Origin of the sequence: Danxiaibacter flavus, from assembly GCF_041060425.1 — a bacterium.
Classification (GTDB): domain Bacteria; phylum Bacteroidota; class Bacteroidia; order Chitinophagales; family Chitinophagaceae; genus Danxiaibacter; species Danxiaibacter flavus.
The window spans coordinates 1086364-1112155 of sequence record NZ_JAULBC010000002.1; the positions used below are offsets into that span (position 1 = coordinate 1086364).

The window sequence follows — 25792 nt, forward strand, 5'->3', positions numbered from 1 at the left end:
ATATTCACCGGCTACCGCCGGGTCGCTATTTCATCCATTTAACTTTGGCTGATTTTACTTCATTGGAGTTTGTACCAATGTGTATGATAAATTCTCCAGGTTCCCAGATGTATGCTAATTTTTCGTTGTAGAATTTTAATTCTTCCGGTGTAATATCAAATGTTATTTCCTTGCTTTCTCCTGGTTGCAGCAATACTTTTTGGAATCCTTTCAGTTCTTTTACAGAGCGGGTCACACTTGCCACAGGGTCTGTAATGTACAGCTGCGCTGTTTCTTCACCGGCATACTTTCCCGTATTGGTAATGGTTACAGCCGCTTGCAATGTTTGATTCCCTTTAGGCATAGTTGTGCTCAACCGAACATCACTATATTGAAATGTTGTGTAACTAAGCCCATAACCAAAGGTATATAGTGGTGCGTTGGGAATGTCAAAATATCTTGATTTATATTTTTCAAGTGACTTATCATCAAACGGCCGTCCGGTTTTCTTATAGTTGTAATACACAGGAATTTGTCCAAGACTTAATGGAAAGCATTGCGTAAGTTTTCCTGATGGATTGTATTTTCCAAACAATACATCTGCAATAGCGTTGCCGGCTTCAAGTCCTCCAAACCAGGTTTCCAGTATTGCAGGCACATGTTGGTTTTCCCATTGTAGTGTTAACGGCCTTCCGTTCATTAATACCAGCACAACAGGTTTGCCTGTTTTTACCAATGCTTTTAATAAGTCTTTTTGATTTTCGGGAATGCCTATTTCAGCGCGGCTAGTAGCTTCTCCAGTCATTCCTTTTGCTTCGCCCAGTACCGCTACAATAATATCGGCTTTGTTAGCTTGTTCCAATGCTTCATTAAGCATGGTTTCTACAGAGCGTTCATCTTTTTTCAAACCTTCGCCCGATTCGTTCAGAACATCAATAGTATGTTGGTCCTCTACCAGATTACACCCTTTAGCATACAGGATATTTACATCATTGCCTTGCCCGTTTTTTATCCCTTCCAATACGCTTACGGCATTCTTCCAATCACCATAGTCATCCCAGCTTCCCGACAGATTTTTTTTATCATCAGCCAAAGGCCCTATCAGCGCTATCGTTTTCCCTTTGGATAAAGGCAATAGTTGATTGTCGTTTTTCAATAATACACAAGAACGTGCAGCTGCATCCCTGGCTGTTTGTCTGTGTGCAGGAGCAAGGTTTACTTTGGCGGCTCTTTCTTCACTGCAATATTTATAAGGATCATCCAGCAAACCCAGCATGGCTTTCGCTTCCAGTATGCGGCGACAGGCAACGTTTATTTGCTGTAAGGTTATTTTATTTCCCTGCAAAAGTTTTTTCAGATAGGATAAATATCCTTCGCCCACCATATCCATATCTACGCCTGCATTCATTGCGCGAACAACATTGTCTTTCAGATCACCGAGCCCATGCGGTGTCATTTCATTGATAGCGGCGTAATCAGTTACTATAAATCCTTTGAAGCCCCATTGCTTCCTAAGCACATCATTCATCAGCCATTTATTGCCCGAAGCCGGCATGGCATCTATTTCGTTGAAGGACGTCATAACACTTCCTGCGCCCGCATCAACACCCGCTTTATAGGGCGGAAAATAATATTGATACATTCTAATACGGCTCATATCAACTGTGTTATAATCACGGCCTGCTTCTGCTGCACCATATAAAGCAAAGTGTTTTACGCAGGCCATAATCGAACTGTCGCTACGCAAGTCTTTGCCCTGGTAACCCTTTACCATTGCTTTTGCTATGCATGATCCTAAGTAGGGATCTTCACCTGACCCTTCTACAACTCTTCCCCAGCGCGGGTCACGGGTTATGTCCACCATTGGGGAAAAAGTCCACTTCAATCCATCGGCGGAAGCTTCTTTGGCTGCAATTTGCGCACAGCGTTCTATCAATGGCATATTCCATGTGCAGGACAGCGCCAGAGGCACGGGAAATGTTGTCTGATGCCCGTGAATCACATCATTACCAAATAGTATCGGGATATGCAGACGGGTTTCTTTTACGGCGATATCCTGTAGTTTGCGTACAACTTCCGGTGTGTATGCATTCAATAATGAACCTACCTTTCCCTCTTTTATTTTTTGTTCTACATCTTTGCTGATGGCCGGGCCTGTAACATCCATGCCAAAGTCCAATTGATTTAACTGCCCAATTTTTTCTTCAAGGGTCATTTTGCCCATCAGTTCATCAATAACCCTTTTGTCTTTAGCAGTAAGGCTTTGAGAAAAAATGTTCTGTGTAAAAAATGTAAGGCTACAAATTATCAGGACTATACTTTTATTCATCGATATTTAGTTTTTTAAATATGATTGTATTTTGGTAGATAGCATAGCCCTTTGTATTCATGTATAATTGATCGTTCAGAAAGATATCGTTCACAATGCGTCCGTCTTTGTTTAACATTTTATGAAACATATCTGCAAGAGCTGGTTTGAGTTTTTAAAAATGCCTGTATCAGGGTAGTTGCTTTTGTGCTTTTCCGATCAAATGTTCTCTGCCTGGGCCTGGTTCCCTTTCATATTGATTATTTTATGTTATTCATACTCTCTGTATGCGCCAAATGTTGCCAGCCTGTCTTCTCCCAAAGAGGCAGGGATTGGAGTAAACGGAATATTCAATTTGTCACATATCTGCTTCCACAACCCCGTACGTGTGTAAGTTTGGTGTACTTTTTGAAAAGGTGTTTGTAATAACAAATCTTTTGCCTGCAGAAATTCGCCTTTATCAATCAGTAACTGAATTTTTCTTTCGATGAGCCATTCGTCCTTTAATGCATCAACTTTTGACAACCATTGTTCTCTTTCCTGTATTGTTTGCAAACCCAGGTTGCGGAGCATTTTATCTCTTTCCACTACTATTTGCGGATGCAGTTGCAGGTAAGGTTCATGAATGGATTCTATTGCTTTTCTTGCTTCATTCATTTGTCCCTTTAATTTAAACAATCTCGCCAGCAATGCTTTTGCAACACCAATCTGAGTTGTTGAAAGTATTTTAATTGCTTCATCCTGCTTGCCTCTTCCTGCCAGCCATGTGCCGTAGTAAAATTTCCACAGGTCTTGTGTATTGTTTTTTGTTGTTGCTAATGCCCATTTAAAAGCGTCATCTAAATTTTCCATTCCTGAAGGCGCCCATAAGTTTTGATCAATAGCCGGAGGTTCGGGTAGTTGCGTTTTATGCTCAAATGCCTGTTCCAGTTTTGTCCACACGTTCACCGTACCTGCCCTGGCCCAGCCAAACAACGGAATGGCAGCAATCGGGCGTAGAGTAACATTAGGAGTTTTTAAGGAATAGATATCCATTTCCTTATCTGTAGGGATCCAATATTCTACATGCCATTTTTTTTCTTTGGGCTGCATTTCAAGTTTGATAGACTGGTCGGCTATAGGGCCTCCTTGTATTTCAATATATGTTTGATGTTTGGCTGTACTCAACACGGACCACGCGCTATCGTCTCCAACACCATAGCTCCACAATTTTACACCTCCTGCTTTTTTTTCGTCAGCGATATGATATAAACCTGTGCCCAATGATGGTGTGTAAGCGCCAAAGGCATTCGCATCCTTGGTTTTCCAGAAGTAGCCTGTCATTTCTTTTATGTCAGATTCTGTTTTAGGTCCTTGTTTCACCCAGTCAATAGTATCCACTTTTGATGCATGAGATAATACCTTTCCTTTCGGAAAATCGTATTTGGTATCAGGAGCCGAAGGCAATGCAGCATTAGACCACGACATCCACGGATAAGTCCCAATACCCGGGTTATAGAATAGCGCGCGTTCAGTTACGAAGTTATCATTTGTACCGAGCGAATATTCCACTGACCATTGCATCCCAAAACGAAGTTCACGCTCACCGCAGGTAACATATATTCTGTCGGCTGTTTTATCTATCTTGTAAGATACCGTTTCGTTTTGTGAAGGAGAATGTGAAATAGGAAAGCTCACTTCAATGCCGCCTGCAACAAAGTAGAAGCGCGGTAATATTCTTGTATAACGAACAACATCCGGTACGTACAGCACTTCTTTGCCCGATGGTTTGTGTATCATGGAAAAAACTTTCCCGCCAAGGCCCGGGCAAATAGTTACGCTCAGGTTGTTGTTTTCAAGTGTAATGAATTTATATTTTTTTAATGAGGGACGATTGGATGTTTCGGAATAGCTTTCGTATGGGTACACACCATTCGCGTCATATGCTGTAGGAATGGGGCCTGCAGGTGTTAATCCGTGTGTCAGCATATAATCTTCCCTTTCGGTGCAGGAAAGCGGCGACTGCGCAAATGATCTATTCATAACTAATACACAACTTAAAAAGAGAAGCAAAGAAGTTATTTTCATCCGGGCAATGTATTTTGAGTAAATAGAATTACCCATGATAAAACTTTCATTCCAGCTAGTGAAAATGAAAGTTTTATCATGGGTGTTTTCAACAGGCAATAATGCATAAAAACAGGTTAGCTGCTATAATAGCTCACTTAACTGATCCAGTATTTTTTTTCCATCCTGCACATCGTTTGAAATTTTCTCCATATTGAATTCTTTTTCAGGTAGTAACTGAGCCAGATGCTGATCAAGTTGTTGTATTAATTGCTGAACCTGTTTGTTATTTGATCTAGCAGCTTTTTCTTTTAGTATCCTGATCTTTTCATAATCGACAATTCCTTCTCTCAATTTTTCAAACCGGATGCCGCTATTGCCTCCCGGGTATACCAGGTAACAATCGCCTGCAGCCCATGAACCGAAACGCGCATCTCTTACGGGGTCAGCGGGCCATGCATCATAAGCCCAGCGCAAAAAGCCATCATATCCATGTGCGGCAGAGTACCAACTGATCCATCTGCCTTCTGCCGGTGGTGAAAAAACAAAGTTGTTGGGCTTATCAGGATTGCAGCATACATAATAAGTTGTTGTAAAACCCTTTGCAGCTCTTGCTTTAACCTGTTCAACATTTGATTCTTTACTGTAAAGGAAACAGTAATCATTTAACAGTGTATCTAATTCCGGATGCCAGTCTCCCGCATAAGTGATCTTCCATCCCTGCCAGTTTTTCTTAACCACTTTGATAGCTGCCAATGTCTGTTCCATGGCATTTTCGTTGATGCCGATATAAGTCTTATTCAGCCAGCCTTTCTTCTCCAGGTGCCTTTTTAAATCATTTAAAAACACATTCCATCTTTCACTGAAAACAGCGTCTTCGGGAGCCCATGTTTCATAGGCATAAGCGCCTGTTGCTTCATCCATATAACGGAACCTGTTTCCCCATGGCACTGGTGTGTAAATAGTAATTGCTTTATCAACACCCACACTCATTGCGAGTTCTACATATTGATCAAAAATGTCGTAATCAAATTTCCATGAGCCGTTCTTTTGCTTAATCCAGTCTATCATTGCCTCTTCTAACACATACTCATTACCTGCCCATGGTGAGTGCACACCATATGTTGTAATGAAAGTGCCGCCTGCATCTGCGTAAAGCTGAAGATGTTTTTTCAGTAAAGCTTTGTGATCTTCACCCCATGGTTTTACATTGTAGTATTGCGAAATAACCCAGGGGTTTTGCCAAAGGTCAAGCCTGTGATGCCAGTCATGAGGTTTTGGAAGTATTTGCTTTTGAACGTTTACCTGTATGTTTAAAACTGTTTTTGCTGTAGCCGTTCTTACTTCAATAGTACCAGTGTAAACACCCGCTTCTGCCTCGGCAGGAATATTGCAGCTAAGCCATACCGGTCTTATTGTTTTGCCCGGCACATCAAACCGGTCAAATTTTTCAAACCTGTCCGGCATCAGGTAGCCGTTTTTATACGGAGTAGGCCCGCAATCAAATCCTTTTGCGTTGTATGGGTAATTAGATAATACATACATCACTTTGTTCAACCCGATATTATTTTTGCTAAGCAATTTTCCGTTTTTGTCTTTCAGATCGGTGAGTATAAAACGCACTTGTTGCAGTGTATCCGGAGACCATATCAGTATCTGCGTATTCAGGCGTTCCCCCTTCCATCCTGTTGCCTGCCATAAAAGGTTTTCTTTTTCTAAAGCCGGAACTTCTGTTCTAAAGTACAATTGATCGGTTGATGCAAAGGATGCATGCAGTCCGGGTTTTTCTTTAGTCCATGCAGCGGGATTTGTTGAAACATCCAATAGATATTCAGGCATATAGTGTGCTCCGCCACCCAAAGGCATTTTGGCTGAATCTATTTCTGTTAATAGAGCCTGTTGCGAAAAGGCTGTAGCGACAAGTAGTGTTTGTCCAAGAAAAAATAATAGTATTTTTTTCATCCGTTTAAATTTTCTTGCGGTATTCGCAATGAAGCGGCGACACCGCAAATCAGTTTCTGTTAAATAATAATTTTATTGTGTGCCAGATGCTATTTGTCATTCAAAGGCCAGCAACTTCTTACCAAACATATGTTGCAACTGCTCCGCTATTCAGCAATTCAAATGCAACTTGCCCTCCGTCAACTATTTTAAATGTCCGGGCTTTATTGGTTTCATTCAATACAACTAAAACTTTTTTCCCGTCAGGAGTTCTAAACGCAACATTGGGCAATCCTTCAATCATATTTGAAGCAATGCGTACGCTACCCGGACGAACGAATTTTGAAGCATGCGCTATATTGTAATAACCCGAATTTCTTTTAACATTGTTGCCGTCAATAGTTACACCTCCAAGGCATTGATCACATCCTCCATCGGATGTATGCGGCTCATATTTTGAATTGGCAGCAAGATTCCATTGTAAATAATTTTTGCACCAATTTCTTGCTCCGCCAATAAGCAATGTTTTTACATTCCACTTAAGGTCTTCAGGAATATTGCCCGGTGCACCGGTCCACTGTTCGGTGAAATAGAGGTTCTTGCCAGGAAATGCATCATGCACCTTTGATAACGTATCTATAGGTCCAGCATATAAATGAAATGCTGAGCCATCTGCATATTGTGCAGCTTCTTTGTCTGCAAGAATGCTCATTGGATAATCGGGCCTGTCAGCATTGTGATCGTACAAAATAATTTTTGTTTTTAATCCTGCCGCTTTGAATGCAGGACCCAGACTGTTTTTCAGGAAAGCCCCCTGCTGCTCAGGTAACATATACATGCTCGGCGTATTGCCCGGGTGCAAAGGTTCGTTTTGAATAGTGATGGCATCTATATTAATACCTTCCGCTTTCATAGCCTGAATATATTTCACAAAGTATTTTGCATAAGCATTGTGGTATTCCTGCTTTAAACTGCCGCCCCTGACGCTGTCGTTCGTTTTCATCCACAATGGCGCGGACCATGGGGAACCCAGTATTTTTATATCGGGGTTAATTGCTAAAATTTCTTTCAGTACAGGAATCAGCCATTTCTTATCTTCAGCAATACTGAATTTTTCCATGGCAGTATCGGTTTGCCCTTTTGGCAGATCATCATAAGAAAAAACATGGTCATCTAAATCGGAAGCACCAATACTCACACGCAGATAACTTATTCCGATATTGTTACCGTCAGTTGTAAAAAGCTCTTTCAACAAAGCTGCACGATTGGCTGCATCCATATTGTGTAGATGAAAGGCACTTCCTCCTGTTAATGAAAAACCATAGCCATCCATTGTCTGATAGGTTTGCTTATCATCAATGGAGATAGTTGCAGCCGTATTTTTTTCATCAACGTTCCCTGGTGTTTGTTTTTGAAATAGCAAATTGGCGGCAGGATCGGTGAGCCATGTTTCTACCATCAGTTTATTGTTGGAGGAAGTATTACAACTGATAAAAAGAATCAACAGGCTTACGAAAAGGACCAGGCTTTTCATAAATATTTTTTTGCATTTATTAAAAGTGCAGAGGCACTGACAGAATATTTTCATGCCTCTGCTATAACAATTCCTTATGGTTGAAATGCTTTTTTCAGCACTGCTAATTTACCACTATAGAGAGATATATTAATTTTCCCAGCCGTCATTTTGCACCAGGGTTCCATTTGATAATTGTACCTGATGTAAAGGAAGCGGATAGAGCATGTGCTTTGGTAAAAACTGACGTGATGAGGCAGGTACAGCCACCACACAACTATCCACCGGATCAATCGTTAAATTGCCAATAGGACCAAACTGACGCTCAAAATCTGTCCCTTTATATTTAATGCCTTTGATAGCTTTTGGCATTATTGTCGCAGCCAGGTTCCATCTTCTGAGGTCATCGCGGCGGAACCCCTCAAAAGCCAACTCTACACTGCGTTCTCTTCTGATTTCATTAAGCATGTTTAAACCTTTGCTTGTAACAAATGAATTGGTCAGCGCAGGCATACTTACCCTGGTTCTGATGACATTAATAGTCCGGTTAAGATCCGCATCGGAGATGGAGCTGTTTTTTTCATATAATGCCTCCGCCAGTATAAGTAAAGTTTCGGCGTACCTGAACTCCCTGGGACCATATTCGCATAAAAAATTTATATCGTTCGAACTTTCACCCGAAAATTTTCTGATCCTATAACCTGTGCGGGAACCCAAAGATCCTGAATTACCACCCGAAGCCGGAGTGCCTCCTATATAACTGTCCCATCCGTTTTGGGTAAACCATTGCGATCCGGGTGCTACAAATGAAAGAGCCATTCGCGGATCGCGGTTTTGAAACTCACTTGCAAGTTGGTTGCGTCCTGCAAACAAAGCCGATTGCGTAATAGGTAATCCATCTGTAGCCAGATACATATCAGCCATTGTTTTGGTTGGCACCATAGAAGCATCAACCAATAGCTCTCTCGTCCAGTTATGAGTTACCTGTTGTGCTACGCTATATCTTCTGTCCAGTATAATTTCTTTGCTGTCATTGCCTTCTGTAATGAACAAATACTTGTAACTGTCTGCACCTTTATCAGTATACAAAGTGTATTCGCCTGAAGCGGCCACCTGATTGGCTGCGGTGACTGCAACATCCAGGTATTTTGCAGCATTTGATCCCTTGTTGTATTTCTCCCATGTGCCTTCATACAATCCCGCTCTTGCTTTCAGAGCCAATGCAGCGCCTTGTGTTACTCTTCCCAGTTCATCACCTGTAAGAGCGCTTCGTAAAGGAAGTTTTGCAATAGCACTATCAAGATCGGATAGTATAAAATCAATAATCTCGGATTGAGATGCTTTTTTTGAATATAATTCCGGAGAAGTCACATCCAGTACCATATCAATTTTTGGTACGCCGCCATATGCTTTTACCAGGTTCCAGTAATTATATGCACGGAAAAAAAAGGCTTCTCCTTCCCAACGGCCAACAGCATCCTGTTTCAGACCTGATTCTTTTGCCTTTTGCAAAAGATAGGTGGTAGAGCGAATGTATTTATAGGAATTATTCCATAAATCTGTTTCAGACTGAGGAAGGAAGGATCCGTTGCTAACACCATTATTAGGATAATTCGCGGCTATGTCATCTCCATTTCCAATAACGATATCGGAATTATTATCAGTATAGTTAGGCGCTTTCTGCAAACCGAAATAGAAATCGTTGGCAGCAAGCTGAAAGTCATTAGAAGTTTTCCAGTAAGATGCATCTGATATTTTATTAAGGGGGTTAAGATCTAATTTTTTATTACACCCTAAGCCAACAATGGCCAATAGAGTGAATAACCATATATTTTTAGTTTGTATCATAGTTGTCATTTTAGAAGGTTACGTCAAGACCAAATGAATAATAACGTTGGAAAGGATAATTTCCGCCCCAATCCGCAGATTCGGGATCCCATCCACCTTTTACCTGGTGTTTTTCCCATAGATCCTGTCCGCTGAAATACACTCTTGCCCTGGATAGGGATATTTTGCTGATAAGACTTTGTGGTAAGGAATAGCCTATTTGAAGATTTTTAAGCCTTATGTAAGCGGCATTGATCTTCTGAAGTGTTGATGCCTGATAGTTCCAGTTGCGAACGTCACCATGAGAAAGCCTTGGTAATTCCGCATTGGGGCGGTCTTCATTCCATGTTTTTTGATAATAGTATGCAGGCGGTTGTCTCCACCAGTCTGACCATGGCATAGCATATTCTCCTGTTCTGAACAATGTGCGTTTTCCAACACCCTGGAAGAAGACACCTAAGTCAAATCCTTTATAGCCGGCATTTAAATTAATTCCATAAATATATCTCGGATCAATCGTTCCCAGTTTCACCACATCACCATCGCCTTTATTGCTGTATAAGTTAATTTGGCCATCACCGTTTACATCTTTAAACCTAGCATCTCCTATACCGATCTCGGGATGTACGCCTCCTAATTTTTGATATGCTTCTAATTCAGTCTTATTTTTTATTACTCCGTCAAAAACATATCCATAGTAAGTGTTTAAAGGATCTCCTTCACGAATATTTCCACTGCCTGGAGAATTTAATCCAAGCACATATGAATTCGCTCCTTCATACCTCACTACTTTATTCTGCGCATCGCTCAACATCAGCCTTACAGAATAATGAAAGTCTTTCCCAATTTTATCATTCCATCCGATGCTTGTTTCAAAGCCCCATGTTTTTAATTCACCTGCATTTGTTGTGGGAGGAGTAGAACCCAGCATACTCGGATAATTTATTCTTATCAGCATGTTCTTATTCCTCTTTTGAAACACATCAAATGAAAAACTCAGTCTGTTTGAAAGCATTTGTGCATCCAATCCAATGTTTTGATTGATCAGTGTTTCCCATGTTCTTTGATGAGCCACCATAGTGTCTAAAGAAGCTGACGGATCTCTTCTTCCATTTCCAAACGGATAAATTCCATTTGAACCTATGCTGATCTTTTGAACAAAATCATATAAACCGATGCCCGCCTGGTTACCTGTTGTACCATAAGAAGCCCGGAGCTTAAGGTTATTGATAAAGTTTACACGAAAGAATGATTCTTTTGAAACGATCCATCCGGCAGATATGCCAGGAAACAATCCCCAGCGTTTGTCGGCACCTGCAAATTTGGAACTGCCGTCATATCTCAGATTAGCTTCTAATAAATATTTACCGTCATAAGCATAGTTCAATCTCGAGAAAGCGGAACCGATGGCCCATTGTTCATTGAAGTTGTTGGATGTTCTGGTTGCAACATCGCCGGTACCTAAATTTACATCCCATACGTTTGAGTTAGCGCCAACTATATTCCATCTGTAGAAATCTACATTTTTGGCAGAATTCTTTTCATACGAACCACCAGCCATCACATCAAAATTATGTTTGCTTCCCAGCCTTTTGGTATACTGAAGATACCCGGTGTAGTTATAGTAGTTATTGTGACCATTCGTTTCTTCAACATAACTCCAGTCCGGCGACCAGGCACCACCCCAATAATTAAAAGTTCCATCCCAGTTAGATAAAGGGAAAGCTTTTTGCATATCCGTTCCGGTATTGGTGAAATTATTGGCGCCAAATTGCAAATTCATTTTAAGCCCTTCAATAATATCGGCAACAAGACGGATGTTCGTATTAATATTGGTTGTTTTGAAAGTAGCAGTCGGTTCTTCTTTACCATATCCGACAGCATTGCCCCATCCTGCCTGTGCAAAATATTTACCGTCGGGCGTATATACAGGGTGGTTAGGCATTCCAAAAATTCCTTCTCCTATTATTCCCCACGACCCGCCGCCAACATCTGTGCGCACCTGGTTGTCGTAAGATAATTTGGTTTCCAGTTTCAACCAATCTCTCAGTTGAACACCATAACCAACGCGCAAGTTATATAGCTTGTTACCATCACTGGTATTTTTCATTATCCCTTTCTGATCGCTAAAGTTTCCTGAAATAAAGTAATCGGACTTATCATTACTCCCCGAAACTGTGAGTGCGTGTTTTTGTTGAAACCCATTTCTAAATATTTCTTTATACCAATCAGTTGTAGTAAAGAAAAATTGCATTCCGGCCCCGGCTTTGTCCGGGTTAGGATCAGGAATCGGATTCGGATCATTATTTAAAATCCGCTGAAGCATATCAGGTGTATAGTAAGCTGCATTAACACCGGGAGTATGCATATAGGCTTCATTATCCATAACTGCAAACTGGTAAGTGTTGGGCTGCTCCATCATTCCGGTAACTTTTGAAGTAGCAACGTTTCCACTGTAGGTGATTTGAGCCTTCCCGGTTTTACCTTTTTTTGTGGTGATGAGAATAACCCCACCGGCTGCCCTTGCACCATAGATAGAAGCTGAAGCATCTTTCAAAATACTCATAGATTCAATATCATTGGGATTCAGTAAATCCATATTTCCCTGAATGCCATCAATTAATATAAGCGGAGGTGTGCTGGTTATTGAAGACGCACCTCGTACATTAACATTCCATCCGGCAGCCCCCGGTTGACCTGAATACCTTTGAACTATTAACCCCGGAGCTGCACCCTGAAGCGCTGACGATACATCTGTAATCGGGCGATCCCTGAATGCTTCCTGCCCCACAGTTGCAACCGATGTAACAAGAAATTCTTTTTTCTTTGCACCATAACCAACCACTACTACTTCTTCCAAATTTTTTACAGCCGACTCCAATGTAATTGACAAAGTACCCTGGCCATTTATAGCGATTTCTTTGGGGGCGCTGTTTACAGTTGACACTATCAGTGTGTCGTTATTGGCAGCGTTAATTTTAAACATTCCGTTAGCATCGGTGGCAACGCCTGTAGACGAGCCTTTTATGACTATCGCAGCGCCGGAAACCGCAGTTCCAGCAACGTCGGTTATCTTACCTGTTACCACAGATGTTCCCTTTGTATTATCATCATTTCCCGAACCAGTGCTATTGATTACAATAACATGATCCGGCAGGAATTTGTAAGTCATTCCATTATTTAGTAACAGCCGGTTTAATATTTCCACAAGGGAAGTATCCTGAATATTGAAATCAATTTTTTGATGAACCGCTTTAAGGTTGCTATTATACAAAAAACGCGATTTTGATTGCGCTTCAATCGCAGTAAGGATCGTGGAAATTTCAGTTTTTTTAAACTGTAATGTGATCTTGTTTTGAGCAATGGCTGTAGATACGAATAACGACAATATGATAAGCATCGTTAGAGGTTTCATAACAAGCAATTGCTTTTTAGCACTTGTTAGAAATAGTGGCATAGCATTATTAATATTAAAGGGTATGGAATTTCTTCCTGAAAAACAGTGAGCGTTTACAAATTAATTAGTGTTGGTGTTTTTTTAACGAATGTGCCAGCATTCTTTACATGTGCTGACTACACAGGATGTGGGCTACTTTGCGGTGCTGATAAATATTTCATGATCGGTTATTTTATAATTAAAAGGTACTGCTGCCTGAAGCGCGTTAAATGCTTCTTCAATGGTTTCATTTTCGAATGAACCATTAAAACTTAACTGGCTGGCGGCCTCATCAGTAAAATGAATTTTTATATTGTACCAACGTTCCAGTTTTGTGGCCAACTCTTTAAAATTTTCTCCCCGAAAAACCAGCCTGTTGTAGACCCACGCAGTTTCAGGCCGGTCCTGGATCTTAACCGCTGTGTCTATTTTTGATATGGTTGCAGATTGACTTGCCGGATCATTTTTTAATACGGTCAATGGTTCAATGCTTTCTGTTTTTTTCGATACGACAATCTTTTCATTTGGATGCAAATACACCGTCTTACCTGCTGGCTGATGTGCATTACTAATTTGTATCAATCCTCTTACTAAGGTTGTTTCAGTAGTTGAGTCAGATTCGTACGATCTTACATTGAATGCTGTTCCCAGCACTTTTATATTAATATTGGAAGCATGGATTATAAATGGTTTTTTAGGATTTTTTACCACATCAAAAAAAGCTTCACCACTAAGCGTTACCTCACGAAAAGCGCCTTTAAAATCATTGGAATAAGAAATTTTTGATCCTGAATTGAGCCATACTACCGAACCGTCGGGCAATATCGTTCTGGTTCTTGTGCCGTTTGAGGTTGTAACTGTTTGTATTTGAGAAGTATTTAAGGCGCTGTTTTGTTCCTGCTTCTGAACCAATACTATTCTTGCAATGAACAACAATATACATGCTGCCGCAGCTGTATAAACGTATCGTTTAATTGATTTCCAACGGAATAAACTGTGCACATTGCTGCGTTCTTTAACTTCCTCAGATTCATCTGGGAGGCTTGCCAAATACAGAACCCTTCTTACATTTTCATGTTGCTTATTTTCCGTATCCTGCTCCTCTGTTCTATGTTGCAATTGTTCATCCTGCCAGAATTGCTGTAGCATTTCATATTGACGGGCTAAGTCAATATCCTCACTCAGAAGCGCATTCAGTGCCTCCTGTTCTTCCTCCGATGCTTCTTTATTTAAACACCGGGACATTAAATACCAAATTCTATTGCTTTTAGACATTTTCAAACATTGCCTTACACAATAGGACTTACATTTTGAAAATATCTACTAAAGGGAAATGAATTTTTTTTATTTCTTTTACCGAAAGAGGGTGAGGCTTTGTTCTTGATTTGGTTTTTTCTATTTCCATGGCAGCACAAATGCGTTTAACGGCGATAGCCATATGCACATCTATTGTGTTAACTGAGATATTGAGAATTTGAGCTACTTCTTTATACTTTAAACCGTCTTCGCGAACGAGTTTAAAAATCATTTTGCATTTAGGAGGCAATGTATTTATCGCTTTTTTCATGCGGGCAAAGGCCTCATCCGAGGCCATAATGGTATAGGGATTTGATTGATCTTCAATCTGAACATCTAAAAATTCGTAAGGGGCGCTAATGAGTTCTTTGGCTTTTTGAGATAAGATGGTAAGACATTTATTTTTCGTTGCAACATATAAATACACTGCAATGTTTTCAACTTCCGCGATAGTGGTTCTGTTACGCCAAACGCCTATGAATACGTCTTCTACAGCCTCTTCTGCACATTCGTTGTTTCGCAATAACGACTTAGCAAACCGAAGCAACTGAACACTAAAATGTTCATACAATTGAGCAAAGGCTTTTTCGTTTCCGGAAGCAATTTCTAATAGTGTTGGTTGCGGTAAATCTGACATACAGATTCAGGATCTGTTTGAGTTAAATAATCGTTCCTGTCATTTATATTGCGGCAATATAGAGAAACTTGTTGTTTAATGTGAAAAAAATAAATTATTGGAGGATCTCCTTTTTATTAACTCAAATATATTCGCAGTCTGTTAAAGTTAAAACTAAAAGAGGATCAGGGAGGTTGAAGATCACTTAACATCCTTCGTGATTTTCGCTATGATTTTTGATTTTCAATTTGTCTTTCAATTCTGAATAAAGTAGGCATCTTTGATATGTTATGCATTAAGCGGCATGTGTACATCCTCGAAACGAATGTCAAAATCAATTGCTTTTTTATGTTCTTCTCTTGATCCAAAAAAAATCAATCGATCAGGGCAAACACGAATGCCGGCACTTGTTTTACCGCCAGCGTATCTTCAAAATGCAAGGGCAACGATTTACAAACATCTTCTATTGCTTGCTACAAAAGCACCATTTATCTCCCGATTTTTTTTTTTGCTTTTGCCTTTTGAACTTTTGACTTTTACTTCAAACACCGGGCTTCTTTTATATATCCGTCTTCAACTCCAAATACTTCAAAAATTCCTGCTTAACGCTATCTTCTTTGAACTTACCACCGTAAAAAGAAGTGACAGTGGAAGAGGTAACGTCGTTTACACCGCGGCTGGCAACACACATGTGTTTCGCATCGATCACAACAGCAACGTCATCTGTGTTTAAGGCTGCCTGCAGCTCCTTCCCTATCTGCATGGTCAGGCGTTCCTGTACTTGCGGGCGTTTGGCAAAATATTGAACGAGCCTGTTAAGCTTGCTCAATCCAATTACTTTACCACTTGAAATATAGGCTACGTGCGCTTTCCCGAATATCGGCACAAAGTGATGTTCACAATTGCTGAAGAAAGAAATATCTTTCTCCACCAGCATTTCGTTGTACTTATACTTGTTCTCAAATAAAGTAACAGCAGGTTTATTGGCAGGGTTAAGTCCGCTGAAGATCTCCTTAACGTACATCTTTGCAACGCGGCGAGGTGTACCTTTCAAGCTGTCATCAGTCAGGTCAAGACCCATTATTTCCATAATGCTTCTGAAATGCTCTTCGATCTTTTCAATCTTCTGATCTTCACTCATTACAAAAGCATCTTCACGTAAAGGCGTATTTACAGACGTACTTACATGATTATCACCAATCTCATCAATGATTACATCGCTCAACTCCACAAAAGGTTTGTGCTTCATTTCACCATTGTTCATACTTCCGCTAGGCCGGGTATTCAACAAAGTTTCGTTCTGTTTCATATAAGAATATTTTTAATTCTAAATCCTTGTCAATTTTGCCACGCAACAGGTCATAAATTACTATTGCTATGTTTTCTGCTGTAGGATTCAGATTTTTAAAAGCTTCCGTGTCAAGGTTCAGGTTCTTATGATCAAACCTGTCTATAACTTCCTCCTGAATAAGATCGCTCAAAAGTTTCAGATCGTACACATAACCAGTCTTTTCATCAGGCACACCCGTTAGTTTTACAACTAACTCGTAATTGTGTCCATGATAATTGGCATTGTTGCATTTGCCAAATACAGCCTGGTTTTTTTCGGTCGTCCATTCAGGATTATTTAACCTGTGCGCCGCATTAAAATGCTCCTTACGATATACTGCAACTTTTTTACTCATACGTTTCAACGACTAGCCACTGAGCATGTTATTACGATCCCAACATGCACTTACATAGCATCGTCCCTTGCGTCGCACACTTCAACAAATGGAACTTTTGTCAACATTTTTTAAGAAAATTTCTCACCGACTGAAAGGCACTGCGGCAGAAGTGTGCTGCTCAAGTGGCCTTACAAAAAGAAAGCATACGTATCGGTAAGAACTCGAATTGGCAAATTTTAATTCTAATGAACCAAACTCCAAATGCCATCAGAATATCAAAGATAATACGCTTTCGGGAAAAAAAAGAGCTAATTATGAGCTTTATCATATATCAAAAAAAACATATCCCACAACTCAAGCGCTGCGGGACATATGTATAATTTTGTTATATACTTTTACCCGAAATATTCTACAAAGATCCGTGGAGTCTCGTATAATTTAATACAATGCAACTGAACATTTTGAGGTAGATGAGGAGTTAGCTGATTCCAAATGCCGATTGCCAGATTTTCTGTACTGCACATTTTGCCTTTCAAAAAATCAACATCAAGATTGAGATTTTTATGATCTACTTTCTTTATAACCTGTTCGGTGATAATCTTTTTTAATTGTTTTACATCCATTAAAAAACCGGTGTCTTCGTCAACTTCGCCCTTTATGGTAACATAAAGATCAAAATTGTGACCATGCCAGTTTTCGTTGGCGCAGACTCCGAACACCTGTTCGTTTTTTTCCTGGGTCCAGGCCGGATTGTATAATTTATGCGCCGCATTAAAATGCATTAACCTCGTAAGATACACCATCGCTCACATCAAAATTTGCGCAAAGATAATACAAGGATGGGATTTCTCGTAGGGACCAGGGTTTCACACAGCGGACGCAACAAGGCACGCGCGACTGTGGGGATGGGGTTTCTCGCGGCGAACGCTACGAGGCAGCGGCGCGGCGATTGGCATGAGGTTTCACGCAACGGACGCGACGAATCGGTGGCGTAGCGTTCATACACATTTTAACGCTTCATTTACTTCTACTGTGTGTCGCTGTCATTGTATCTGCTGATGAGATTTATTTTAAGCTGCACAAGATCCGCCGTGTCGCCGCTCCTTCGCGCCCGCTGCGTGAAACCGTTGTCTTTGTGTGCAATGCTCCGCGTCATTGCTTCTTTGCGTCCGCCGCGTGAAACTAGCCATCCCACCGCGTGAAACAAACTGCGAGAAAAAACTTTGAGCTTCATGATCTTCAGCCTATTACCTTTGTTCTTCTATGCGTGTTGTTATTACTGCCGCTACAGCCGGCGAATGGATGCCCTCGTTTCAGCAGATCAGTTCATTATATACTGGCGAAAGCAATCGCTTTAAAGTCTCCTTTCAGCAAAGCGGTGTGGGAATGCTTGCCTCTTCAGTTGCTCTGACCAGACTGGCCCTTGAAGAAAAACCGGATCTGATCATCCAGGCCGGAATTGCAGGCTGTTTCGATAATAATGCGGTGCTGGGAAAAGTCATTGCGGTAAAAGATGATATGGCTGCGGATATTGGTGTTACAGAAGATGGAAAATGGAAAGACATATTCGATCTTAAATTGGAAAGGCCCAGTAATCCTCCGCATCAAAAAAAGAAACTACCTAATGACTTTCTGGATAGATATAACCTGCTGAAATTGCCGGAAGTATCGGCTATAACCATCAACGAAATAACAACATCGCCGCAACGTGCTCAACAGCTCATTAAGAAGTACAACCCTTTTATTGAAAGCATGGAAGGCGCTGCGCTTCATTATGTGGGCAGAACATTCAATATTCCTTTCATCCAGATAAGAGCGACGAGCAATTATATCGGTGAAAGAAACAAAGCCAACTGGAAGATTAAAGAATCCATCGGCAACCTTAACCAGACGCTCTTAAAATACATTGACAAACTTTATAGAATAGCGTAAGGAGTTGTACGTTATACGTTGTACGTTATAGATTCACAAAAGGAAGTGTCTCGAAAAATCAATAGCTACCACGTAAAACGTACAACGTAAAACTCAAAACGTACAACGTAAAACGTATGACTTATTCACTTGGTTTTTCACCATGCCCGAATGACACATTCATATTCGATGCATTGGTCAACAATAAGATTGATACAGAAGGCATTTCATTTAAGGTGTTTTTGGAAGATGTGCAAACGCTTAACGAATGGGCCAAAGCAGGGAAACTTGACTTTTCGAAAATCAGTTATGGTGTATTGCCACTTGTACTGGAACAATATATAGTGCTTAATAGTGGCGGTGCTTTAGGTAAAGGCGTTGGTCCGCTTTTAATAACGCTTCCGGAGAACGATTTTCTTGATAATAATAAAAACATTGAAGAGCTTTCCGTCGCTATTCCCGGCGAAAACACCACAGCTCATATGCTGTTTTCCCTGGCCTTTCCAAATGCGCGTAATAAGGTATTCAAAGTCTTTAATGAAATTGAAAGCAGTGTACTTGATAAGACTGAAGATGCCGGAGTTATCATACATGAAAACAGGTTTACCTATCACCTGAAAGGTCTACATAAAGTCATCGATCTTGGCAACTATTGGGAAGAAAAAACAGGTGTTCCTATTCCGCTTGGAGGCATTATCGGCAAAAGATCACTTGGCAATGATGTGATAGAACAAGTTGACAGGCTGATCCGCAAAAGCGTGGAATACGCATTTGAACATCATCACGAAAAACTGGCTGACTACGTAAAACAGCATGCACAGGAAATGAGCGAAGAGGTGATGAAGCAACACATTAATTTGTATGTAAACAATTATTCTGTTGCGTTGGAAGAAGATGGCAAAAAGGCTGTTAACACACTATTGAATGTGTACAAGCAATTACATCCATCGGCTAACATTAAAGACGAGAATATTTTTGCGTGATGGCTGATGTCTGATCTCTGATTTGAGGATCTCTGATTTAATTAATGCTACTTAATAGCAGTTATTGTTACACAGAGAATACAGAAGGAGACACAGAGCTTTTTCCAATAAGTAAACAACTTATACGTATGACTATCTTGTTCATCCACGAAAATAGGTTCTATGACATGAAAAAAGTACAACGTACTTACAACGTATAACTTACAACTTTACAGCTTTAGCATACACCTCGAGCGCTTTCTTTCTTGCTGCTTCATGCTCCACAATAGGTTGAGGATAAGATAGCTCATCGAGTTCCGGCACCCATTTGCGGATATACTTCATATCCTTATCAAATTTTTTCGCCTGCAATGCAGGATTAAACACCCGGAAATATGGTGCAGCATCACAGCCACTCCCCGCGGCCCATTGCCAGCCACCGTTGTTATTTGCAAAATCATAATCGAGCAATTTTTTTGCGAAATAGCTTTCCCCCCAGCGCCAATCTATTAACAGGTGCTTTGTAAGAAAGGAAGCCGTTATCATACGCACGCGGTTGTGCATAAAGCCCGTAGCGTTCAATTCACGCATGCCGGCATCTACAATCGGGTAACCGGTTTGACCATTACACCAGGCTTCAAATTCTTTTTCATTATTGCGCCATTTTACATGATCGTACTCCTTTCGGAAAGAGTGGTATTTTCTAACATGCTCAAACTGTGACAGGATCATTTGATAAAACTCCCGCCATATCAACTCATTCAAAAAAACTTCACTGTGCTTCTTCGCATAACGAACCAGCTCGCGAATACTTATTGTTCCAAACCGCAGGTGTACACCAAGATGGCTCGTGCCTTTTATACCCGGATAGTCGCGGGTTCCACTATATTTTTCTATCAATGATTGATTAAATGACTTTGAAGGAAAAGGCAAGTCCGTTTTCTCAAAGCCCATATGTTCAAGAGGGGGAATGCGATGAGGCGTTTGTTTTAAAAAATTGCCAGCATATTTTTTTACCGGATAAGACTTTAAATAAAAATCATTCAACGCAGCCTTCCACTTTTTACTGTATGGAGTAAACACAGTATAAGGCGTTCCATCATCCTTCAACACTTCATTTTTTGAAAAAATTACCTGGTCTTTATACAACATAAATGCTGCGTTATGTTTCTTACAGATTTCGGAGATGGCATTGTCCCGGTCAATTGCATACTGTTCAAAGTCTTCATTTGCAAACACAGTATCAATATCGAATTCATCAAATAGTTGCTTGAATATATGAACAGGTTTATCGTAAAAAACGCTAAGGCTGCTTTTGTGCGCTTCCAGTTCTGCTTGCATTTCATGCAATTCCTGGTGAATAAATTCTACTCTCCTGTCCTTTTTTTCTTCAAGGTCGTCCAGAATGTTTTTATCAAAAATGAAAATGGCAACAACGGGAAGCTTACGCTTTAGTGCATGATACAAAGCAGCATTGTCGTGCAACCTCAGGTCGCGTCTAAACCACATAATATTCACTTTTTGCTTCATGCTCCGTACTATTTTGAAACTATAAACTTAACACAAACAAGTATTGGTCCTAAAAAAGCAACATCCTGTTTTTGGCAGGATGTTGTTCTTAAAATTTCAAAAAATGTTATTTGACCAAAGGAGCGACTGCTTTCTTGTAAAGCACACTTGCCAGCTGGGATTCATAATTGCTTTCACCAACTTTTTTAACCCAACGGATGTTTGATACAGCATTGGTTAAAAAAACTTCGGAGGCATTCATAAGATCATCAACCTTGATCTTTGTTTCCTGCACAGGAATGCCTTCTTCGCGTATTACCTGTAACAGGTGTTTACGCATAACTCCTCCAACACAACCTTCAGTAAGCGCCGGCGTTTTTATAATTCCGTCGTCTACAATAAAGATATTCGCAATTGTGGACTCTGCAATGCGGTTGCTGTTGTTAATGAGGACCGCATCATTCAACTTATTTTCCCTTGCCCAAAGTGCACCCATCACTTGCGGAAGATAGTTATTGCTTTTTACTACGGAAAAGTTATCGCAGGATTTCCTTGCGTCTTTGTAAACATCTACCACAAGACCTTTTTTATTGAGCTTGTTGGATTCAGGATCCAGCTCTGATGTTTCTACTAAAAAGTTGGGAGTGAGATTCTCCGGATCAAAAAGTCCACCATCTCCCCTGAAGACCATCAACCTTACCTTGGCCAGTTTTGTGTGTTGATTCTTTTTGGCAATTTCATCAATTTGTTCCAACAGATACTCAGGAGTAAAATAATCGGGCTTTTCGAATTTCAGCAATTCCAAAGAAGAAAACAATCGTTCAAAGTGGAGATCGGCAAGCGGAATTTTTCCATTGATCATTTTCATAGTTTCGAAAAAACCATCTCCATAGCGGAAGGATCTGCTTTCTGGTGAGATCAATAACTTAACGGACCGGTAGACCATTCCGTTATAGTTAACAAATGCATTTAATAACATAGATACGTCTTGTGTTTTAGCGGTTACGGATTATTAATTGTGTTGCTGCGCAACAGTGCGAATTTATCAATTATTGCTACTTGATGCACTCCTTGTTACATGCAATCTTTATCTTATATCAATTATGTATTAGTTATAAACTTTTCTTAATGGATAAGCGCTTTTGACCTTTATATTTATAAGCAGTTTCTTTGTGAAACTTTTGATCCTTTGATCTTTTGAATAAAGCTATTATGAAAATAGGAGAAGTCATACAACATCTCGAACTTATTGCCCCACCGGCTTACCAGGAAAGCTACGACAACGCAGGATTGCTCACAGGAAGCCCTTCATGGCAATGTACCGGCGTTATTTGTACGCTTGATGCAACCGAAGAGGTTATCCTGGAAGCAAAACAGAAAGGTTGCAACCTGGTGGTGACACATCACCCGATCATTTTTGGCGGTCTGAAAAAAATAACCGGCAGAAATTATGTTGAACAGACCGTTATCACTTCGATAAAGTATGATATTGCCATATACGCCATTCATACCAATCTTGACAACGTAATTAACGGAGTAAATAACAAAATTGCGGATAAACTTTCTTTGATCAATCGAAAGATATTATCTCCGAAGAAAAACCTGCTGATGAAACTTTTCACATTTGCTCCCAAAGATTTTGCTGAAAAAGTCCGGTCGGCACTTTTTAATGCTGGCGGGGGCCACATAGGCAATTACAGTGAGTGCAGTTTTAATGCAGAGGGTACCGGCACTTTTAAAGCAGGAACCAATACGCAGCCTTTTGTTGGTGAGATCGAGACCCGGCACGAGGAGAATGAGATCAAAATAGAGATCATTTTTCCGGCTTACAGGCAAAAAAGTGTTGTAAATGCACTCATTAAAGCCCATCCGTACGAAGAGCCGGCTTTTGATATTGTACCATTGGCCAACGATTATTCCGAAACCGGCAGTGGTCTTATAGGCGAACTTGAATCCCCCATTTCTGGTGAGGATATGTTAAACCGTTTGAAAACGGCATTTGAACTCCAGGTTATCAGGCACACACATTTACTTGATAAACCAATGAAAAAAGTGGCCCTCTGCGGAGGTGCCGGATTTTTCCTGCTCCCCAACGCAATTGCCTCTGGAGCAGATATTTACATAACTGCTGATGTAAAATATCATGAGTTTTTTGACGCGGATGGAAAGATCGTGCTGGCCGATATCGGGCACTGGGAAAGCGAGCAGTTCACCGTAGATTTGCTTTTTGATATTTTGCAGACTAAATTCCCTACCTTTGCCGTCCTTAAAACTGATATTAGGACAAATCCCGTATATTACTATCGATAATAACAGTTTTAGATTTAATTTCAAATTTTAAACAGATATATGGCAACAGTTAAAGATTATTCTGTTGAAGAAAAGCTCTCAGCACTCGTAAAGTTGCAGAAAATTGACAGCAAACTTGACGAGATCCAGGTGTTAAAAGGTGAACTTCCAATGGAAGTAAGCGACCTGGAAGATGAAATACAGGGCTTGACTAACCGCAAAAATCGCATTGAAGAGGAAATAAACGGTATCACCGATTTTATTGAGCAGAAAAAGAACGCGATTAAAGAAGCTGATGCACTGGTAAAAAAATACGAAAAGCAGAGCAATGCCGTAAAGAATAACCGTGAGTTTGAAGCCATCAACAAAGAGATTGAGATGCAGCAGCTGGAAGGTAAGCTTGCTGAAAAACACATCAGGGATGCAAATGAAGAGCTGGCTGAAAAAGTGAAAGTTCTTGAGCATGCAAAAAAACAAATTGCCAATAAAGAAGGCGTTCTGAATCACAAGAAGGGCGAACTTGAAAAAATCATCGTTGAGACTGAAAAGGAAGAAAACCATTTCAGACAAATGAACGAAGATGCCCGCAAAGGAATGGATGAACGCTTGCAATTCTCTTACGACCGTATCCGCAAAAGCTACAGAAACGGGCTTGCAGTTGTACCGGTTGTACGTGATGCCTGCGGTGGTTGCTTCAACGCCATCCCTCCTCAAAAACAAAGTGAAATCCGTCAGCGCAAAAAAGTAATGGTTTGCGAAAACTGCGGACGTATTCTTGTTGATGATGAGCTGAACAACTCAATAGAAATCAACTAATAAACGGTAAAACGTTCATAAACTTTTGAAAAAGGGGCGCTGGATTCAGTGCCCTTTTTTATTTTCGGCGATAATTTTAACCCACCCAAAGCAGATCGGTGAGTAGGAATACCTTTCTGCAGCAGAACGAACATTAAACCAAACGGATGAAAAAAGCTTCTCTGGTCTTCCTGTTTTTGCTGACAGCAATGTGTAATAAGTTATTTGCAGAAAAAGTATATGACTTTAATGCAACCTGCCAGCAAGCATACAAAGAGATCAATTGCCTTAGAATAAATAACGGCCAGCAATTGCTGAACCAGGCACGTGCCCAAAACCCGGATAACCTGATTATTGATATACTCGAGGGCTATATTGATTTTTTTGTCCTGTTTTTTAATGAAGATCCCGCGGATTACAAAGTACGCAAACCCAAATATGGTGAAAGACTGAGCCGCCTGGAAGACGGACCGGAAAGCTCTCCTTTTTACAAGTTCGGTAAATCAATCCTGTATCTGCAACGTGCTGCGGTTGAAATTAAGTTCGGCGAAAGATGGTCAGCAGGCTGGGATTTCAGACGCGCATTCCTTCTTATAAAAGAGAATAAAAAAAAGTATCCCAATTTTATCCTGAATGATTTTATTTATGGCTCGCTGCAGGTTGGCGTTGGCACAATACCGGATGGCTATAAATGGCTGGCGAGTTTGTTTGGCATGAAAGGATCCATTAAACAAGGTATGCAGGTGATCAATAGTTTTTTAAATAGCAATGACTCCTCTGCAAGGTTGATGTTCAATGAAGCCAGTTTTTATTATTGTTACATCAGCAACTACATTTTGAACAAGCCTGAGCAGGCTTTTGCATACATAAAGGACCGCAACCTGGATGTGGTGAACAATCACCTGTTCACATTTATGGCGGCGAACCTTGCTATTAATAACAAGCAGACGGAGTATGCCAAGAATGTGATCATGCACAGAAACCAATCCCCCGAGTATTTAAATGTTTCTGTTTGGGATATGGAAATGGGATTTGCAAAGATCAATCATCTCGAAACACAGGAAGCTATACAATACTTTCAGAATTATCTTGCACACTTTAAAGGCAATTTCTATGTAAAGGATGTGTACCAGAAAATGAGCTGGTGCTATTACCTGCAGGGCGATATGACAAGAGCGCAAAGTGCACGCCAGTTGCTGTTGAAAAGTGGCAATACCGATACCGATGTAGATAAAAAAGCGCAGAAGGATGCAAAAGCGGGCAAGTGGCCCAACCAGTTGTTACTTAAGGTAAGACTGCTAAGTGATGGCGGTTATAACCGTGAAGCGTTAAACATGCTGTATGGTAAGAGCATGCACGATTTTCCCAATGAAGTCGATAAACTTGAATTTTCCTATCGTGCAGCCAGGATATATGATGACCTTGGTTATGCTGATAAAGCAATTTCGATGTATCTCGCTGCCATCAATCTCGGCAAGGATCGCGAAGAATATTTTGCAGCAAGAGCCGCCTTGCAGATTGGCTTTATCTATGAAAAGCAAGGCAAAAAAGATCTGGCAATCCAATACTACCAACAGTGCCTCGACATGAAGGACCATGAATACCAGGACTCGCTGGATCAGAAAGCGAAAGCGGGAATTTCAAGATGCAAAGGAGAATGATGGGGATGTACGATGTGGGATGTACGGTGTACGATG

General features: G+C 40.6%; 18 protein-coding genes. 5 read left to right on the plus strand and 13 right to left on the minus strand.

Annotated elements, in window-relative coordinates; genetic code table 11:
* Window positions 1-25: 25 nt before the first annotated feature.
* The 11 genes from bglX to QTN47_RS10030 form a co-directional block, all read right to left on the minus strand.
* Entirely contained in the window at window positions 26-2308 is a 2283-nt protein-coding gene (gene bglX / locus QTN47_RS09980; RefSeq protein ID WP_369329214.1) for a beta-glucosidase BglX, read from the minus strand.
* A gap of 249 nt (window positions 2309-2557) precedes the next feature.
* Entirely contained in the window at window positions 2558-4309 is a 1752-nt protein-coding gene (locus QTN47_RS09985) for a DUF5107 domain-containing protein (RefSeq protein WP_369329215.1), read from the minus strand.
* Between the two features lie 168 nt (window positions 4310-4477).
* Window positions 4478-6295, minus strand: a complete 1818-nt coding sequence (locus tag QTN47_RS09990; RefSeq protein ID WP_369329216.1) for a DUF4091 domain-containing protein — start codon at window positions 6293-6295, stop codon at window positions 4478-4480.
* A gap of 118 nt (window positions 6296-6413) precedes the next feature.
* Complete coding sequence (locus QTN47_RS09995; protein WP_369329217.1) at window positions 6414-7808, minus strand: glycoside hydrolase family 30 protein; 1395 nt, start codon at window positions 7806-7808, stop codon at window positions 6414-6416.
* Window positions 7809-7937: 129 nt separating this feature from the next.
* On the minus strand, window positions 7938-9635 hold the full coding sequence (locus QTN47_RS10000) for a RagB/SusD family nutrient uptake outer membrane protein (protein ID WP_369329218.1): 1698 nt from the start codon (window positions 9633-9635) through the stop codon (window positions 7938-7940).
* A gap of 10 nt (window positions 9636-9645) precedes the next feature.
* Window positions 9646-13029, minus strand: coding sequence for a TonB-dependent receptor (locus QTN47_RS10005; protein WP_369329219.1), 3384 nt, complete (start codon window positions 13027-13029; stop codon window positions 9646-9648).
* A gap of 174 nt (window positions 13030-13203) precedes the next feature.
* A complete protein-coding gene (locus QTN47_RS10010) occupies window positions 13204-14295 on the minus strand; it encodes a FecR family protein (RefSeq protein ID WP_369329220.1) in 1092 nt (363 codons plus the stop codon).
* Between the two features lie 58 nt (window positions 14296-14353).
* Window positions 14354-14983, minus strand: a complete 630-nt coding sequence (locus QTN47_RS10015; protein WP_369329221.1) for an RNA polymerase sigma-70 factor — start codon at window positions 14981-14983, stop codon at window positions 14354-14356.
* Window positions 14984-15521: 538 nt separating this feature from the next.
* On the minus strand, window positions 15522-16271 hold the full coding sequence (gene folE, locus QTN47_RS10020; RefSeq protein ID WP_369329222.1) for a GTP cyclohydrolase I FolE: 750 nt from the start codon (window positions 16269-16271) through the stop codon (window positions 15522-15524).
* Complete coding sequence (locus tag QTN47_RS10025; protein WP_369329223.1) at window positions 16234-16647, minus strand: 6-pyruvoyl trahydropterin synthase family protein; 414 nt, start codon at window positions 16645-16647, stop codon at window positions 16234-16236. Before QTN47_RS10025 ends, folE begins: the two co-directional genes overlap by 38 nt.
* Window positions 16648-17024: 377 nt before the next feature.
* Window positions 17025-17432 (minus strand): 6-pyruvoyl trahydropterin synthase family protein, encoded by a 408-nt coding sequence (locus QTN47_RS10030; protein ID WP_369329224.1) that lies wholly within the window; start codon window positions 17430-17432, stop codon window positions 17025-17027.
* A 460-nt stretch (window positions 17433-17892) separates the two neighbouring features.
* Between QTN47_RS10030 and mqnB the strand changes: the two genes are divergently transcribed.
* Complete coding sequence (mqnB, locus tag QTN47_RS10035) at window positions 17893-18561, plus strand: futalosine hydrolase (protein WP_369329225.1); 669 nt, start codon at window positions 17893-17895, stop codon at window positions 18559-18561.
* Window positions 18562-18677: 116 nt separating this feature from the next.
* A complete protein-coding gene (locus QTN47_RS10040) occupies window positions 18678-19523 on the plus strand; it encodes a 1,4-dihydroxy-6-naphtoate synthase (protein WP_369329226.1) in 846 nt (281 codons plus the stop codon).
* Window positions 19524-19724: 201 nt separating this feature from the next.
* On the opposite strand, the gene QTN47_RS10045 is transcribed toward QTN47_RS10040, so the two are convergent.
* Entirely contained in the window at window positions 19725-21032 is a 1308-nt protein-coding gene (locus QTN47_RS10045; RefSeq protein ID WP_369329227.1) for a cryptochrome/photolyase family protein, read from the minus strand.
* 106 nt (window positions 21033-21138) lie between these two features.
* Window positions 21139-21990 carry an aminotransferase class IV gene (locus tag QTN47_RS10050; protein ID WP_369329228.1) on the minus strand — a complete coding sequence of 284 codons (852 nt, stop codon included), beginning with the start codon at window positions 21988-21990 and terminating at the stop codon, window positions 21139-21141.
* A gap of 233 nt (window positions 21991-22223) precedes the next feature.
* On the opposite strand from QTN47_RS10050, the gene QTN47_RS10055 reads away from it, so the two are divergent.
* The 3 genes from QTN47_RS10055 to QTN47_RS10065 all read left to right on the plus strand — a co-directional run bounded on the left by QTN47_RS10055 (window position 22224) and on the right by QTN47_RS10065 (window position 25756).
* Window positions 22224-23321, plus strand: a complete 1098-nt coding sequence (locus tag QTN47_RS10055) for a Nif3-like dinuclear metal center hexameric protein (protein WP_369329229.1) — start codon at window positions 22224-22226, stop codon at window positions 23319-23321.
* A gap of 39 nt (window positions 23322-23360) precedes the next feature.
* Window positions 23361-24116: a zinc ribbon domain-containing protein gene (locus QTN47_RS10060; RefSeq protein WP_369329230.1), complete on the plus strand. Its 756-nt coding sequence runs from the start codon at window positions 23361-23363 to the stop codon at window positions 24114-24116.
* A gap of 146 nt (window positions 24117-24262) precedes the next feature.
* Window positions 24263-25756: a tetratricopeptide repeat protein gene (locus tag QTN47_RS10065; RefSeq protein WP_369329231.1), complete on the plus strand. Its 1494-nt coding sequence runs from the start codon at window positions 24263-24265 to the stop codon at window positions 25754-25756.
* Window positions 25757-25792 lie beyond the last annotated feature (36 nt).